Origin of the sequence: Desulfatibacillum aliphaticivorans DSM 15576 (assembly GCF_000429905.1) — a bacterium.
Lineage (GTDB): Bacteria > Desulfobacterota > Desulfobacteria > Desulfobacterales > Desulfatibacillaceae > Desulfatibacillum > Desulfatibacillum aliphaticivorans.
The window spans coordinates 41,904-56,886 of sequence record NZ_KE386984.1 but is presented as its reverse complement, the minus strand read 5'-3'; the positions used below and the strand labels follow the sequence as shown (position 1 = coordinate 56,886).

The 14,983-nt window shown below is 55.0% G+C and carries 14 protein-coding genes; 5 read left to right on the top strand and 9 right to left on the bottom strand.

The window, feature by feature from the left end; all coding sequences use genetic code 11:
- The first annotated feature begins 87 nt into the window (after positions 1-87).
- A complete protein-coding gene (locus G491_RS0128705) occupies positions 88-1,104 on the top strand; it encodes an AraC family transcriptional regulator (protein ID WP_028316978.1) in 1,017 nt (338 codons plus the stop codon).
- A gap of 159 nt (positions 1,105-1,263) precedes the next feature.
- Here G491_RS0128705 and G491_RS0128695 read toward each other — a convergent pair whose 3' ends face one another.
- From G491_RS0128695 to G491_RS0128675, 5 genes are all read right to left on the bottom strand, one after another.
- Positions 1,264-2,259 (bottom strand): ATP-binding protein, encoded by a 996-nt coding sequence (locus G491_RS0128695; protein ID WP_028316977.1) that lies wholly within the window; start codon positions 2,257-2,259, stop codon positions 1,264-1,266.
- 131 nt (positions 2,260-2,390) lie between these two features.
- Positions 2,391-3,059 (bottom strand): hydrogenase nickel incorporation protein HypB, encoded by a 669-nt coding sequence (gene hypB, locus G491_RS0128690; RefSeq protein ID WP_028316976.1) that lies wholly within the window; start codon positions 3,057-3,059, stop codon positions 2,391-2,393.
- 14 nt (positions 3,060-3,073) lie between these two features.
- Complete coding sequence (hypA, locus tag G491_RS0128685; RefSeq protein WP_012609536.1) at positions 3,074-3,466, bottom strand: hydrogenase maturation nickel metallochaperone HypA; 393 nt, start codon at positions 3,464-3,466, stop codon at positions 3,074-3,076.
- Between the two features lie 210 nt (positions 3,467-3,676).
- Positions 3,677-4,699 (bottom strand): tRNA dihydrouridine synthase, encoded by a 1,023-nt coding sequence (locus tag G491_RS0128680; protein WP_248635552.1) that lies wholly within the window; start codon positions 4,697-4,699, stop codon positions 3,677-3,679.
- Positions 4,700-4,837: 138 nt separating this feature from the next.
- Complete coding sequence (locus G491_RS0128675; protein ID WP_012609538.1) at positions 4,838-5,902, bottom strand: branched-chain amino acid aminotransferase; 1,065 nt, start codon at positions 5,900-5,902, stop codon at positions 4,838-4,840.
- A gap of 216 nt (positions 5,903-6,118) precedes the next feature.
- Between G491_RS0128675 and ndk the strand changes: the two genes are divergently transcribed.
- Both ndk and G491_RS0128665 read left to right on the top strand, forming a co-directional pair.
- Positions 6,119-6,535 carry a nucleoside-diphosphate kinase gene (gene ndk, locus G491_RS0128670; RefSeq protein WP_028316974.1) on the top strand — a complete coding sequence of 139 codons (417 nt, stop codon included), beginning with the start codon at positions 6,119-6,121 and terminating at the stop codon, positions 6,533-6,535.
- Positions 6,535-7,290 (top strand): RNA methyltransferase, encoded by a 756-nt coding sequence (locus tag G491_RS0128665; RefSeq protein WP_028316973.1) that lies wholly within the window; start codon positions 6,535-6,537, stop codon positions 7,288-7,290. The genes ndk and G491_RS0128665 overlap by 1 nt, the downstream gene beginning before the upstream one ends.
- A 318-nt stretch (positions 7,291-7,608) precedes the next feature.
- Here the strand turns inward: G491_RS0128665 and G491_RS0128660 are convergent, their stop codons facing one another.
- From G491_RS0128660 to G491_RS0128645, 4 genes are read right to left on the bottom strand one after another with little or no spacing between them, the layout of a single operon-like run.
- Positions 7,609-9,441, bottom strand: a complete 1,833-nt coding sequence (locus tag G491_RS0128660; protein ID WP_028316972.1) for a M48 family metallopeptidase — start codon at positions 9,439-9,441, stop codon at positions 7,609-7,611.
- 9 nt (positions 9,442-9,450) lie between these two features.
- Entirely contained in the window at positions 9,451-10,002 is a 552-nt protein-coding gene (locus tag G491_RS0128655) for an epoxyqueuosine reductase QueH (RefSeq protein WP_028316971.1), read from the bottom strand.
- 14 nt (positions 10,003-10,016) lie between these two features.
- On the bottom strand, positions 10,017-10,718 hold the full coding sequence (locus G491_RS0128650; RefSeq protein ID WP_028316970.1) for a YggS family pyridoxal phosphate-dependent enzyme: 702 nt from the start codon (positions 10,716-10,718) through the stop codon (positions 10,017-10,019).
- Positions 10,711-11,334, bottom strand: a complete 624-nt coding sequence (locus G491_RS0128645) for a Maf family protein (protein ID WP_028316969.1) — start codon at positions 11,332-11,334, stop codon at positions 10,711-10,713. Before G491_RS0128645 ends, G491_RS0128650 begins: the two co-directional genes overlap by 8 nt.
- 130 nt (positions 11,335-11,464) lie before the next feature.
- Here G491_RS0128645 and G491_RS33060 point away from each other — a divergent pair, with 130 nt between their 5' ends.
- Positions 11,465-13,171: a carbon starvation CstA family protein gene (locus G491_RS33060; protein ID WP_051327589.1), complete on the top strand. Its 1,707-nt coding sequence runs from the start codon at positions 11,465-11,467 to the stop codon at positions 13,169-13,171.
- A 79-nt stretch (positions 13,172-13,250) separates the two neighbouring features.
- Positions 13,251-14,702 (top strand): diadenylate cyclase, encoded by a 1,452-nt coding sequence (locus tag G491_RS0128635; RefSeq protein WP_028316968.1) that lies wholly within the window; start codon positions 13,251-13,253, stop codon positions 14,700-14,702.
- Positions 14,703-14,983: the final 281 nt, after the last annotated feature.

Sequence of the window (14,983 nt, the reverse complement as noted above, 5' to 3'; positions counted from 1 at the left end):
CGCCTGCAGATCCATGTACAGGGTTTTCGCCTGTTTTTCAGGTCAGTAAATGCCAACTTTCAGTCATTCGATGCCAGGGCTTGAGCGATGAATCAATTTTTAGCAACGCATCCCACAACCATCAGTTCATGGGCTGTCGTTATTGCCAGGACTTGCGCCTTTTACGGCCTCAACAGCAAAGAGCTTTTGAAAAAAGCCGCGATTGATGAGAAGGTTCTTGGACAACCCGGCCAGAGAATAGAGATAGATAAGATAGCGCGGTTATGGAATCTTGCCGTGGAGCAATCCAGGGATCCTTGCCTTGGCCTGCGGGTAATCCGGCATATTCACCCGGTCACCTTTCATGCCCTTGGCCCCGCATTGCTGGCCAGCCGGGACTTGCGCGAGGCTTTGGAACGCCTTTGCCGGGTATATCAGATTATCAGCGATGAAGTGGAAGTGCGCATTGACTCGCGGGATGACGGCGATGCTCTCTGTTTCACCCCCTTTGCCGGACGCCCCTTGCCTGTGGGAGCCTCGGTGGATGCCTTTATGGCGGCGGCGGTTTTTTACGCCAGGATGCTTTATGATGCCTCGCTTAATCCTGTAAAGGTGGAGTTCATGCATGAAAAGTGGGGGGAGGGCAGGGAGTACGAGCGACTGTTCCAGGCCCCGGTGTATTTTGCCATGCAAGATAATGCCATCGTTTTCAGCCTTCAGGACGCTCACAAGACCCTGCTCACTGCAAATGCTGAAATTGCAATGCAAAACGACAAACTTGTTTTCGATTATCTTGCCCGCTGTAAGACCGAACGGCTCGACCAGCAGGTCAGGAGCCGACTGCTCAAATCGCTGCCCCTGGGGGAGCCCAGCATTGAAACAACGGCGCAGTCCATGGGAATTAGCCCGCGGAGCCTGCAAAGGCATCTACGGAATCAGGGAACCTCCTTTACCGAAATTCTTGACGAAACGCGAAAGCATTTGGCGGAAAATTTAATTCGCTATCCCCATCTATCCGTGACCGATGTCGCCTTTCAACTTGGCTACTCAGACTCAAGCAACTTCAGCCGCGCCTTCCGCCGCTGGTTTGGCAAATCCCCCAACATGTATAAAAGGATCCTTTAACCTTTTTGCGGAAAGTTTTTCACTCTTATAGGGGGCCTGACAATATGGAAGCCGGCCTTCAGGGCGGTCGGCTTGCAATATTCCCCCAAAAAAAGAAAGGGGAAAGCCTTTTCATCCAGGCTTTCCCCTTTGTGGTTTGCGTTGGTTGAATAATCGTCCTTAGGTCATGGGAATGAATTCCTTTTCCCGGACTTCGTCCAGGACAATGGCGTCGGCGGGACAGGTGACCTGGCACACGCCGCAGCCCATGCAACGGTCCGGATCCACCACGGCGGCGCCTTTGTCGTCGTCCATTTCAATGGCCTTGAACACGCACCGCTCTATGCACAGTTCGCATTCTTCGCAGGCGTCTTCGTCGATCACCGCGCAGAAACGGCTGGGATCGTTCATGGCCCGGCCGTACTCCACCATCATGGGCATGGCCATGCAGCAGCAGCCGCAGCAGTTGCAGATAAAATGCATGTTTTCAGCCCGGTTCATGGTCACATGGATGAGCCCGGCTTCCTCGCTTTGCTTGATGATGTCCAGGGCTTCCTGTTTGGAGACTTTTCGGCCCGTCTCCCTTTCCAGGGCGTATCGGGCGGATTTTCCAAGCTGGAGGCAGACCTCCACGGGACTGTCGCATTTGTGGGCGATGACGCGGCACGTGCACTTGGTCACCGCAATGTCTTCGCTGTCTTCGATCAGGTCCTTGCAGCTTTCATAAGCAAGAATCTGGGACTTGGGATTCAGGGACTGCTCCACCGGGATGATCCTGGAAAAGGGCCGGGGCAGGAATTTTTCCAGCATCTTGGTGTATTCCGGCCATTCCTCCTCCATGAATTTCTGCCATAGGTCGTGATACTCCCGGGTGGCGCCGTGCCATAGAATGGTGGCGTCGTGGAACTGCATGACTTCCCGGGGCATACGGTAGACGATTCCCTGGGGCTTATACGACTTGAAAACCAGGCCTTTTTTGAAGAAGTCCACCATTTTGTCTTCCACGTCGGATAGATCCATGGAAAACTTATCCGCCAGTTCCTGGGCCGTGGCGGGCATGGATAGAAGCATTTCCGCTTCCTGCTCCGTGGTCATCATGGCGATAAGCTGGGGGACGATCCCTGATCCCGGGATCATTATCTTCTCTGCGAATTGCTCGTAGACGGTTTTTCCCATAAATCCTCCTTGGACTCATTATGATGGTATGGGCCGGCCGATATGGAGCTATCTTGCTTAAGAGCAGAAGTATGCTGCGCAGTTCGGCTGCGGCTTTCCGCGATTCGCTCCAAAGCGTGCTTCAGGACTCGTTATTTGCCGAACTTCTTGTTCACCTCTCCCTTAAGCCAGTCAACGAACTCATCCAGGCCGGCGTCCTTGGTGGCGCTGGTCTTGAAGACAGGCATTTCAGGATGCACAGTGAGCATGTTTTTCACCGCCAGGTCCGCATCCACTTCCAGATAGGGGACCAGGTCCATTTTATTGAGGATGGCCACATTGCAAACCCGGAACATCAAGGGGTACTTGAGGGGTTTGTCTTCTCCTTCCGTGATGGAAAGGACCACGCCCCTGGAATCCTCGCCTATCTCAAACTCGGCCGGGCATACCAGGTTGCCGATGTTTTCCACGATCAAGAGATCGATGTCCGTTAAATCAAGCTCCTTGGCTGCGCTGCGGATGACATGGGCGGCCAGATGGCAGTCTCCGCCGAAATCGTCCGTGGTGATCTGAACCACGGGCGCGCCGGTGACGGAAAGGCGGTCCGCATCGTTGGTGGTGCACACGTCCCCAACGATCACCGCGGCTTTGATTTCCGGCGCCAATTTTTGCAGCACTTTGGTCAGCAGGGTGGTCTTGCCCGACCCCGGAGAACTCATGAGATTAAAGACATACACGCCCTGCTGGGTGAAATAATCCCTGTTTTCCTGAGCCATTGTGTCATTGACGTCCAGGACCTTGCGTACGACTGGTATTTCCATGGTTGCTCCTTTGCTTATTTTTCCTTTTTGGATTTCTTTTGGGCCTGTTTCATTTCCTCGGGATCCGCCACCTCAATGGAACTGACGGTCAGTTCCCTGCCTGAAATGATGTCCAGCTTGCCGCTTTTACATTTTTCGCACGAAAAGTCTGCATCCGTTATAATGGTTTCCGTATAACACTCCTTGCAGACCGCAACGATTGGAATTTCCTCGATGTTAAGCTCCGCTTCCGCCAAGGGCGTATCCTTTGCCACAATTTCAAAGCAGAAGCGCAGGCTGTCCGGTACAATGGCCGTCAGCTTGCCCACCCTCAGGTTGACGGCTTTCACCTTCAGGTCAGCGGGAGTCTTGGGGATGGCGGATTTGGCGATTTCCGCAATCTGCAGAGCGATACCCATTTCATGCATATGATTATTTTCCGATGCGGGGATTGGGAGAGGGGGTAAGGTCCCGAGCCAGCCAGCCCCCCGCCTTTTCTGGGCATGTCCGGGATGAAAAAACGAACGTTTGCTCTATAATATAGCCATATGGTTGAAAATTGCAATACACAAAATGACAGCAAGGGACGGGCTTTGTCAAGCGGCGCCATGGGCGCCCATGTTTTAAGGCATTGCTATTTAAACAAATAGGCCGGGGGTGGGCCGCTTGTTTAAAGGGGGATCGGATTGGAAAAAATTTTCCAAGACCGGGATTATATTGTCAATCTCCTTGGCGGCGAAGAGCCTTTTATGCAAGGCGTGGCCGAACTGGAAGTTTGCGCAGTAATAGGGGGAAAATTTCATGAATCGGAGAAAAGCGGTTCGCGGCTCGAAACGTTTGGCGCAAAAGGAGGCCATGGCCGTTCCCGCTGTCTTGTAGTCCTCCAGGGCCGGCTTCATGCCTTGTGACCACTGGGCCATGATCCAGGGCTGGGCCAGGGCGATGCGGCCCAAGGCAACGCCGTCGCAGCCGCTCATGGAGAGCATTTTTGCGGCGTCATCCAGGCTGATTACATTGCCGTTGCCGAAAACCGGAACCTTGACGGCGTCCTTGACCAGCCCGATATACTCCCATTTTGGGGGGCGGGTGCGCAGGTCCGGCGCAACACGGGGATGGAAGATGAGCGCGTCCGCGCCTTCGTCGCAAAAAAGGCGGGCCATGGAGACGGCGTGGGCGGGGTCGTCCTTCCAGCCTGTGCGGAATTTTACGATGACGGGAATGTTGACCGCCTTGCGAACCGCCCTCACCACTTGGGCCGCCAGATCCGGTTTGGCCAGCAGGGCCGCGCCCGAGTCGAACCGGCAAATAGCTCTGGCCGAACAGCCGCAATTGATGTCCACGCCGAAAAAGCCCTCCGCCTCGATGCGTTCCGCCGCTTTGGCCATGGTTTCCGGAACGGACCCAAAAATTTGGCAGACCGTGTGGTCCAGTTCCTTCTCCCTCCATGAGAAGACCGTGGAGACCTTGGGATTCTCATGGGGGACGCTCTTGGCGCCTGCCATGCCCGTGTACAAAAGGCCGTATCCTCCATACAGAGCCATGACCTCTCGAAAGGCGATATGGGTCAACCCTGCCATGGGCGCCAAAATCAGGCGGTTGGCGATGGTTTTTCCCCCGATATCCAGGGGGGAATTTAAAAAAATTTTCAGGTCAGTCTTCAAAGTCGCCTTCCATCGAGCATGGTGGACGTTAGCCCTCGTTCCCATGCTGTGCCTTGAAACGCATGGAAAAAAACGGGGAAAGCCGTTTTCTGCATCCGGCTTTCCCCGTGTATGGGTCGTTCAGTAATGTGGGATCTTTTAATCCACGGGCACGATCCAGCCAAAGGGATCTTCCTTTTCGCCGAACTGGATGCCGGTGATGGCGTCGTACAGCTTTTGGGACAAGGGGCCCACTTCGTTGTTGCGGATGGTGATGACCCGCTCGTCGTAACGCAACTCGCCGACGGGGGAGATGACCGCGGCGGTTCCGGTGCCGAAGCATTCTTCCAGCTTGCCGTTCTCATTGGCTTCGAAGATTTCTTCGATGGAGATGTGCCGTTCGGAAACGGGCAGTCCCCAATGCCTTGCCATGGTCAGGACGGAATCCCTGGTGATGCCGGGCAGGATGCTGCCGTTCAGTTCGGGGGTGACCACTTCTCCGTCGATGACGAAGAAGATGTTCATGGAGCCCACTTCCTCCACGTACTTTCTTTCCACGGCGTCCAGCCAGAGCACCTGGGTGTAACCGGCTTTGGCGGCCTTGTGACCCGCCAGCAGGCTGGCTGCGTAGTTGGCCGCCGTCTTGGCTTCGCCGATGCCTTGGCGCGAGGCGCGCACATGCTCCGTGGTCACCAAAATCTTGATGGGGGCGAAGCCTTCTGCGTAGTAGGCGCCCACCGGGGACAGAATGGTGAAAAAACGGTAAGTCTGGGATGCAGCCACGCCCAGGTAATTGTCCGTAGCGATAATGGTCGGCCGGATGTACAGGCTGGTGCCGGGAGAACTGGGAACCCAGTCTTTTTCCACGGAGATCAGTTGCCTCAGATGGTCCAGGGCTTCGGCTTCATCAAAATTCGGGATGCACAGCATGGAAGCCGAGCGGTTGAACCTTGCGAAATTGGCCTGGGGCCTGAAAAGCTGAACGTTTCCTTTGGGAGTCCTGTACGCTTTAAGTCCCTCAAATATCGCCTGCCCGTAATGGAATACCAGCATGGCGGGGTCGCAGGATAAAGCCGCGTAAGGTTCAATCCTGGGATCAAACCAGCCTTTACCCTCGGCATAGTCCATGTTGAACATGTGGTCAGTGAAAATCTTCCCGAATCCCAGCTTGTCGTCAGCAGGGTGGGGTTTCAAATTGGATGCCTTAGTGACCTTGATTGCCATCGTCTCCTCCTTAGGGACAAATAAAGTGAAATAATCTTATTTCATAAACCCATTTCAGCGATTTGACAACCCGATTTTTTGGGAAAAATACACCTGTACTTAAAAAATCCAAACATTGCCGCTGTTGACTTGAACGTATCCTTCTGCTAATCCCTCGCTGGAATTGTTGCGCATTGAACCCAAGGAACAATTATTTAACGCGAAAGGACATCAACCATGGAAAGAACACTCTCCATCATCAAGCCCGACGCCGTGGAAAGAAACCTCATTGGCAACATCGTCAAACGCTTTGAGGACGCCGGCATCAAAATCGTAGCCATGAAACTGCTTAAGCTCAGCAAGGCCCAGGCCGAAGCCTTTTACGCCGTGCATAAGGAACGCCCCTTCTACGGCGAACTGACCGATTACATGTCTTCCGGCCCTTGCGTGCCTATGATCCTGGAAGGCGAAGGCGTCATCCTGAAGAACCGCGAAATCATGGGCGCCACCGATCCCAAGGAAGCGGCCGCAGGCACCATCCGCGCCGACCTGGCCATTGACAAGGAAAAGAACAGCGTGCACGGCTCCGACGCTCCGGAAACCGCAGCCCAGGAAATCGCTTTCTTCTTCACCGAGTACGAACTGGCCGGTTAATGCCCCACAGCGTTGATTTTAAAAAAATAGCCATTGTCCTGTGCGAGCCTCAAATCCCCGAAAACATCGGAGGGACGGCCAGGGCAATGGCTAATATGGGCCTTGAGCGGCTCATTGTGGTGAAGCCTAAAAGCCTGGCCCAGGAAAAAATCTACCCCATGGCCACCGCCGGGGCGCGCCATCTTATCGACTCCATGGAGGTGGTGGACGACCTGAAAACCGCCCTTAAGGAGTTTAACTGGGTGGTGGGAACCACGGCCCGGCTTGGCAGCCACCGTAAAGCCATGACCGTGGAGAACATGGCCGCCAAGCTCATTTCCATGACCGGGGAAAACAGGGTCGCCCTGGTTTTCGGCCGGGAGGATCGAGGCCTTTCCACGGAAGACGTACGCCTGTGCCACCAGTTGGTGAACATCCGCACCGCCGGCTTTTCCTCCCTGAATCTGGCCCAGGCCGTTCTGCTGGTTTGCTACGAGTTGTTCAAGGCCGGCAGCGATAAGCCCAGGGAAAGCACGCCCAAGCTGGCCAACAAATTCGATTTGGAAGCCATGTACGATCAGCTTTCCGAACTTTTGGTCCGCATCGACTTTATCAACCCGGAGAATCCCGATCATTGGATGGACAACATCCGCCGTTTTTTCACCCGCCACCCCCTCACTGCCCGGGACGTGAAGATTGTCCGGGGAATCTGCCGCCAGGTGGATTGGTACACGGAACGCCGCTTTAAAAAAATGGAAGCCAAGAAAAAGGATTAGGCTGTTAATTCAAATTGTTCGGAGCGGAAGTTGTTTTAACATATTGTAATATAATCGCATTTGCTTTGTAGGTCGGGTTATGAAGTCCGGCGTTGGCGTGTTTGTTAACCGGGAAGGATTTTGGACTTCAACCCGACAATACAGGAGTCGTTTCAATCCGTCTTTGATGGAAGGTTGTACAATGGCGCGTCGCTGCGCTGGATGCACCAAGGCTTCGGTAAACTCGGAACCCGTATGAGAGCCACTCTTTTTTAAGGACGGCGCAAAGCTCCGCGTGACCCGACCGAATTACTGGCAACATTTTTTTGTAATATAAACCTAATTTCCGTCCCTGGCTTGCATGTATTTGTCCAGATGCTCCTGGTAATCGTTCAGTTCTTCGGAGAGCGGCCCTGCTTTTATGGCCCTGGTCTGGGTTTCCACGGCCTTATCGTACATGCTGTTCACGTAATAACTTTCCGCCAAGGTGTCCAGAATGTGGGGACGGGGAGAAATCTCCACGGCCCGCAGAGCCAGTTCCAGCGCTCTTTCCGGGTTTCGGAGCTCTTCCTTCTCGCAGGTTGCATAGGTCCAGGCCAGGTTGTTTAAGGCCATGGCGTCGTCAGGATGGATTTGCAGGGCCTTTTCATAGGCGTCAATGGCGTTTTCAATGTCGTTTGCGGCAAGATACATATCCCCCAGCAGGCTCGGAGCTTTGTCAAGCTCTTCCATGCCGTCCGGTCTGGCTTCCAGGGCCGCCAGAGTCACTCCCAGTCTGACGCGATTATGGAATCCATTCCAGGCCAGAGCGCCTTGGGCGACCAATGTCCCGACAAAAACAGCGACCAGAATCAGCAAGGATTTTTTCACCTTGGCGTTGTGCCGGTCTATCCAAAGCCGGTTGGACTCGCATTTGAGAATATAATCGATGCGCTGATTAAGGCCAAAGTGATGCCAGTTGGGTTCGTCGGCGGAGCGTCCTGAAAAAAAGGCGATCTTCCGGAACATGGTCACCAGGGGCAGGGCGCTGGGCAGCACTTCGTATACATAGAGGTCCGCCTGCCTTTCGAAATTCCGCAAAAAGTAACCGAACACAAAGCGCAGGTACAAAACCGCGAATGTCACTAAAAACAGCCCTTGGGCCAAATTCAAAAACCAAGCGTATTGCTCAGCTTTCATGCTCATGGGGACAAAGCGCGTGCTGAGATAGAGCACAGGTATTTCCAGCGCGCTCCAAACCAGATAACCCGCAGGGGCCATAGCGGCGACAATCAGCAAAAATAAAAGCATGTGCTTTTTCTTGGCGTGTCCGATTTCATGGCTTAAAACTGCGTCCAGTTCGTCCGGCGCGGCCATCCGCAGCATGGCGTCGGTCATGAGGATGTACCGGAACCTGCTTGCGATTCCGAACACGGCGGCCGTCAGAATATGCCCGCCGAACAAGGGCCAGCGCAGGATTTCGGCGCAGGTGAAGTTCGCCTTTCGACACAGGGCTTCCATGCGGTCCCGTTCCGGGCTTGGAGGGACGGGCGCGCATCCCCAGAAATACAGGACGATTCGGGGGCCCAGCAGGACCAGGGCGGTCATCATAACGAAAAGGTAGATCAATTGGCCGGGCGCGCTCATTAGCGCCGCATGCCAGGAGGCGCTTGGTATAAGAAGCAGGATGTCCTGAACCCCGTAAAAGCCTGTCCACGGGATGAGAATGGGCGCCACAAGCATGACCTGCTGCCGGACGTACTCCCGCCGGGATACCATGGTCTGGCCCAGCTTTGCGTACATGGGATGGGCCATATGCCATACGGCGATCAAAAAGGCCAGGAAAATAAAAAGGGCCAACAGGGCCGACAGGGTGGGGATTTTGCTTATGAGTGGAATTTCCAGCAAAAAAGGCTTGAGCGGAGTCAAAAACAGGCACGTGACAAAAAACACCACGGCCATAAGCATCTGTTGGACGGCCAGTTTGTCCAGGACGCTCAGGTTTCTGTTTTTGGATCGCTGGGGGATGCGGCGCGCAAAATTTTTGAATCGCAGTCGGGCGACCACCAGAAACAAGGCGGCAAGAAAAAAAATATGCCACGTTTTTCCCTGAGAGAGTAAAAGATCCCGGGATTCCGGGGCGTAATCATAACTGACCAGGACCGCGATTATAAGAATAAGGTTGGTGAACATAAAGGGCGGCTAACGGGCCTCCTGGTCCTTTTTTGCGTTGTAGTAGCGGTCTTTTTCACTGTAGATGCAGCCGCAATATTGCTGGCGATACATGCCCAGACGCTTGGATTCCTCGATGCCGTACTTCCAGCCTTCCCGGAAGTCGTGGTAATAAAAAGGCACGGAGTATTGCTTGCCCAAGGCCTCCCCAATTTCCCGAATCAGTTCGTGCTTTTGGAACTTGCTGTACAGGAGGGTGGTGGTAAAGGCGTCGAACTTTCCTTTTTTGGCGATCATGGCGGCGGCCTTTAACCGGCTGTGGTAGCAATAACGGCAGCGTTCGGTTTCCCTGAATGCCGCGTTTCGCAAGAATTCTTCGATTTCATAGCCCTGCTGCCAGACCATCCTCAAATCCTGGGCCGCAGCATATTCCCGCAGGGTTTCCTCCCGCTTCATGCATTCCGTATAGGGGTGGATGTTATGGCGGTAAAAGGTTCCCATGACGTCGTGGCCCTGTTCGCGTAATACTTTAAGGCAGTATATGGAGCAAGGCCCGCAGCAAATGTTTAATAGAATTTTCATGAACGGCTGTCGCCTTAATTATAGTTCCTGGCGCCGAAGATGGCCGTGCCCACCCGCACCAGGGTGGCGCCTTCCTCGATGGCGGCTTCAAAGTCCCCGGTCATGCCCATGGACAGTTCCACCATGCTGACATTCTTGAAGCCCTTGTTTTGGATTGCCTGGGCCAACTCCCGCAGACGCCGGAAAAAGGGCCTGGCCCTGTCCGGATCGTCAAAAAAAGGCGGCATGGTCATGAGCCCCTTTACCCGGACGTTTTCCAGCGCGGAAATCTCCTTGACCAGGGTTGCCGCTTCCTCGTCGGCCGTCCCGGATTTGGTTTTTTCGCCCGAGATATTCACCTGCACCAGGATGTCCTGAATTTTTCCCGCCTTGGCCGCCTGCTTGTCGATTTCCCCGGCCAGCTTGAACGAATCCACCGAATGAATCAGGGAAAATAACGGAACCGCGTACTTGGCCTTGTTGGACTGCAGATGGCCGATAAAGTGCCATTCCACGTCCAGGCTCTCCAGTTCCGCGATTTTTTCCCGGGCTTCCTGGATGTAGTTCTCTCCGAAAATCGTCGCGCCAGCCGCCGCCGCTTGCCGAAGCATTTCAGCCGGTTTTGTTTTGGAGACGGCCACTAATCTTATGGATTGGGGATCCCGGCCGCATTCTTCCGCGGCCTTTTGGATTCTCTCTTGAATTTCCTGCAAATTTTTGCTGATTGTATTATCCATGATTCCCGCTATTTCGAATAATCACGCCTTGCGCCATAAAAAACTCGATAACCTCGCAAACAGGCAGGCCGACTACATTAGTGTAAGACCCGGATATGCTTTTGACAAGGAAAGTTCCGATTCCCTGGATGGCGTAGGCGCCTGCCTTGTCAAAGGGCTCTCCGGTGCTCAGGTACCATTCGATTTCGTCCGGGCTCAGGCTTTTGAAGGTCACCTGGGTGGAAATGACTTCCGTATGGCGCACGCCTTTGTCCACATGGAATATGCTGAAGCCGGTCAAGACCTGGTGGGTGCGGCCTCCCAGCATGGTGATCATGTCCCGGGCTTCCTCCATGCCGGAGGGCTTGCCCAGGATGCGGCCGTCGGTCACCACAATGGTGTCGGCGCCCAAGACCCAATGGGCCGGATGGCTTTCGGCCACGGCCAGGGCTTTTTTTTCGCTCAGCATAGCCGCGCATTCCCTGGGCGAGGCGTCCGCCGGGCAGGTTTCGTCCGCGTCGCTCACAATGACCTGGAATTCCAGCCCGGCCTGCTCTAAAAGATAACTGCGCCGGGGGGACGCCGAGGCCAGAATTAGTGGCTCATTCGTGCATTTATGTGGTATTACTGTTTCCATGCTGTGCTTTTAACACCGGGGTTCGCCCTTGGCAACCCCCGGATGAAGAGGGAGAGTGATGGGCTTGGGGTTGGTTTGTCTGGCTTCATGCCTTTTTTTCCATAGCAAGGAACCTTAAGGAGGGGGAAGGATGAATGCTTTTGTCGTAATGGCTATCGTGCTGGCCTGGTTTTATTTGGGATACCGATTTTACGGAACCTGGGTGGAGAAAAACCTCGTAAAGCCGGACGACTCCAGGCCTACGCCAGCCTATGAGTTTGAGGATGGCATCGACTATTCTCCGGCCAAAGTCAGTTTTTTATGGGGGCATCATTTTTCGTCCATAGCGGGCGCCGGCCCTATTATCGGCCCCATCCTGGCCACGGCCTGGTTCGGCTGGGCTTCCGCCATTTTTTGGATCGCCATTGGATGCGTGTTCATCGGCGCCGTGCACGATTATCTGTCCCTCATGCTTTCCGTACGTCACCGAGGCCGGGGAATTTCCGAAGTGGCCGGAGACACCTTGGGAAACGTCACCCGTTTCTCCTTCGGCATCCTCATCTGGATTACTTTGGTCTTTATCATCGCCGTGTTCGCCGTCAGCGCGGCCAACGCCCTGGCCAATATGCCCGAACTGGTCATCCCGACCTTCGGCGTTTGCTTTGTGGCCGTCCTGCTGGGTCTGGCGGTGTATAAGTTGAAAATCAATGCGGTGTTAGCCTCTGTTGGAGCGGTTTTTCTCGCGTACTTTCTAATTTACGTGGGTTACAATTATCCGGTTGCCCTGGATGGATGGGAGCATCAAAGCAAGGTCATGCTGTATCTGAACCTGCTTATGGGTTATTGCCTCATCGCCTCCATGCTTCCGGTTTGGGTTCTGCTTCAGCCCCGGGATTTCATCTCGTCGGTGAAATTGTTTGTGGGGCTTTTTCTCGGCTTGCTGGGAATTGTGGCGGCCAGGCCTGACTTTACCGCGCCCGCGTTCATCACCGGTTCGGATAAACCCATGTGGCCCATTATGTTCATCACCCTGGCCTGCGGCGCCGTCAGCGGCTTCCACTGCCTGGTTGGGACCGGCACCACCTCCAAGCAGTTGGACAAGGAAAGCCACGGAAAAGTCGTAGGGTACGGCGGCATGATCATGGAAGGCGTGCTGGCCGCCCTGGTGGTTGTTGTTGTGGGCGCGGGCCTCAAGTGGGGAAATGCTCCGGCCGGAGAAGCGGCGGGCCTGTACTTCGCCTCTTCCTTGGAGCAAGGCTGGATTGTGGCTTTCAGCAACGGGTTCGGCGCCATTGTGGGCGATGCGGGCCTGCCGTTTTTAAGCGCCGCCGTGGCGGCCCTGTTGGGCGGGGTTATGGTGAAGACCTTTGTCATGACGTCGTTGGACACCTCCACCCGCCTCGGGCGCTTTATCTTCATGGAGACCTTGTTCTCCAACGTAAAATTTTTAAGGCATACTTTTATTGCGACCATGGGAACCCTGGCGCCCGCCTATTATCTGGCCGCCACGGGCAATTGGAAAAATATTTGGAAGCTGTTCGGCGCCTCCAATCAGTTGATCGCCGCCATCAGCCTGCTGGTGATCACAGCCTGGCTGGCCCAGAGGCGCAGGGCCATCGCTCCGGTCATTTTTCCGGCTTTGTTCATGGTGGCCACCACCATTGGCGCCTTGGGCTGGTCCGTCTTCAACAAAAACGGATATCTTGGCTCCGGACCCGGCCATGACCTTATGCTGGGCGTCATCAGCCTGGCGCTCATTGGATTGGCTTTGGTCATCGCCTGCTCCGCAGCCTTTTCCTTGTTAAAAGACAAGGGCGCGGACAAAAGGCATGAGGGAGACTCCGGGGCGCCTGCTTAAGTAAACAAATAGACAGGGAGCGGGCGGCCCGTGCGCCGGGGAAAGCCGCGGGCCGTTCGACCATTAAACGGAACACTGGATGATTTCCAACTTTTTGCAAACAGTTCTGGGATGGCGGGCGCTGACGGACATCACCCTCATCGCTTTGGGGATGTTCTTCGTCTATCACACCCTTCGCAGACTGGGCACCTGGAAGATGTTCCTGGGGCTGGTGATGGCCATGCTCGCCTATGTGGGCGCCAACATATTGGGCCTGGAAGGAATCACCTGGATTTTTTCCAACCTGAGCCACGTAGCGCTTATTGGCATCATCATCATTTTTCAGCCCGAAATCCGGAAGATGCTGGAAAGCTCGGTCTCACCCGCCCGCCGGGAGCCGGAGGGGCCTGAACACGAGGGCTTGCCCATGATGATTGCGGACGCCCTGTTTTCCCTGGCCAAAATTCCCTGCGGCGCCATTTTCGTTTTTCCCGGACGGGACCCCTTGGAGCGTTTCCTCACGGGAGGCGTGCCCTTGAACGCCGATCCGAGCCCAGAGTTGATTCTCAGCCTTTTCGACACCCACTCCCCCGGCCACGACGGCGCCCTGCTTGTCCGAGACGGCCGCCTGGCCGGATACGGATTTCGCCTGCCCATTTCCAAGTCCTCCCACCTGCCCAGGGAAATGGGCGCCCGGCATCATGCGGGCATGGGGCTGTCGGAAATCACGGACGCCCTGGTTTTTGTGGTTTCGGAGGAGAGGGGGCTGGTTTCCTTTTTCAAAAATGGAAAGCTGTCCCGCGTCCCTGGCCGAAAGGAAGCTGTGGAGGCCATTACGGATCATTGGAAGGCCACCGCCTCCTTTTTGCCCCAGCCGGAAAAGGGGGCCAAAAAATGGACCACCGCCGTGGAGCTTGTGACCGCCTTCATGCTGACCATCCTCCTTTGGTCCAGCGTGGTCATAGGACGCATGGAGATCGTGGAAAAAAGCGTGGAGACTCCCATTGTCTATGTTTCCTTGCCCGCCAACATCGCCCTTTCCGGGGCCAAGCCCACGGGCACGCGCATCCATATGGCGGGACCCAAATCGCAACTGGACAGCCTGACGGCCGACAACCTGCGCGTGCGCATCGACCTTTCCAAGGCCCAACCCGGCAAGCAGACCTTTTTCGTATCCCGTGAAAGCCTGAATCTGCCCAAGAAGGTGGACCTGCTGGACGCGGACCCTTCGGAAATCAATCTGTCCCTGGAAGAAACGGTGGATATGGAAGTCCCCGTGACCCCCCAACTGGTGGGCCAGCCCCGGCAGGGATGGACCGTGGTTAGCGTCGCCGTGAAGCCGCAGAAAGTCCGGGTGGTCATGAAAAAGGGAGAAGGCGAACAACAAGCCCCCGCCGTGACCACCACCCCCATCTACCTGGACAGCCTGGGCTCCGGCGCCACCATCCGATGCAAGATCATCGCCCCTCCCGACGCCCAGCCCTCGGACAAACCCTGGCCCGACGTGGAAGTGCAAATCCGCCTCATGCCGGTTGATGCGAAGGTGGAATGATGTTTGTTTTAACGGAGCAGGAGTTAAAAGTGCGGAGCAAAAAGAGATCAGACTGTTGACGTCGCACAGAAATCTATAGAGTGACTATAGACCATTTTCCCGGCGCCGGGAAATTGATAGCAGTCCATGGCCCACAACTGAATACTATGCTGTGAGGACGCAGCATCCCAAAATAGTCCTTACTGAAGTGAAGGTTTGACATCCTTATTTGTGAGGCATTTCTATTGCAAATTTGAGCTATTACAAACTTTGAACCAATAGCCAGATAACTAAACCAAGAA

Coding starts and splice junctions, on each gene's coding strand:
- G491_RS0128650 (WP_028316970.1), bottom strand. CDS start 10,718: ATGGATAATACAATCAGCAAAAATTTGCAGGAAATTCAAGAGAGAATC.
- G491_RS0128675 (WP_012609538.1), bottom strand. CDS start 5,902: ATGGCAATCAAGGTCACTAAGGCATCCAATTTGAAACCCCACCCTGCT.
- G491_RS0128645 (WP_028316969.1), bottom strand. CDS start 11,334: ATGGAAACAGTAATACCACATAAATGCACGAATGAGCCACTAATTCTG.
- ndk (WP_028316974.1), top strand. CDS start 6,119: ATGGAAAGAACACTCTCCATCATCAAGCCCGACGCCGTGGAAAGAAAC.
- G491_RS0128655 (WP_028316971.1), bottom strand. CDS start 10,002: ATGAAAATTCTATTAAACATTTGCTGCGGGCCTTGCTCCATATACTGC.
- G491_RS0128635 (WP_028316968.1), top strand. CDS start 13,251: ATGATTTCCAACTTTTTGCAAACAGTTCTGGGATGGCGGGCGCTGACG.
- G491_RS0128665 (WP_028316973.1), top strand. CDS start 6,535: ATGCCCCACAGCGTTGATTTTAAAAAAATAGCCATTGTCCTGTGCGAG.
- hypA (WP_012609536.1), bottom strand. CDS start 3,466: ATGCATGAAATGGGTATCGCTCTGCAGATTGCGGAAATCGCCAAATCC.
- G491_RS0128705 (WP_028316978.1), top strand. CDS start 88: ATGAATCAATTTTTAGCAACGCATCCCACAACCATCAGTTCATGGGCT.
- G491_RS0128695 (WP_028316977.1), bottom strand. CDS start 2,259: ATGGGAAAAACCGTCTACGAGCAATTCGCAGAGAAGATAATGATCCCG.
- G491_RS33060 (WP_051327589.1), top strand. CDS start 11,465: ATGAATGCTTTTGTCGTAATGGCTATCGTGCTGGCCTGGTTTTATTTG.
- hypB (WP_028316976.1), bottom strand. CDS start 3,059: ATGGAAATACCAGTCGTACGCAAGGTCCTGGACGTCAATGACACAATG.
- G491_RS0128660 (WP_028316972.1), bottom strand. CDS start 9,441: ATGTTCACCAACCTTATTCTTATAATCGCGGTCCTGGTCAGTTATGAT.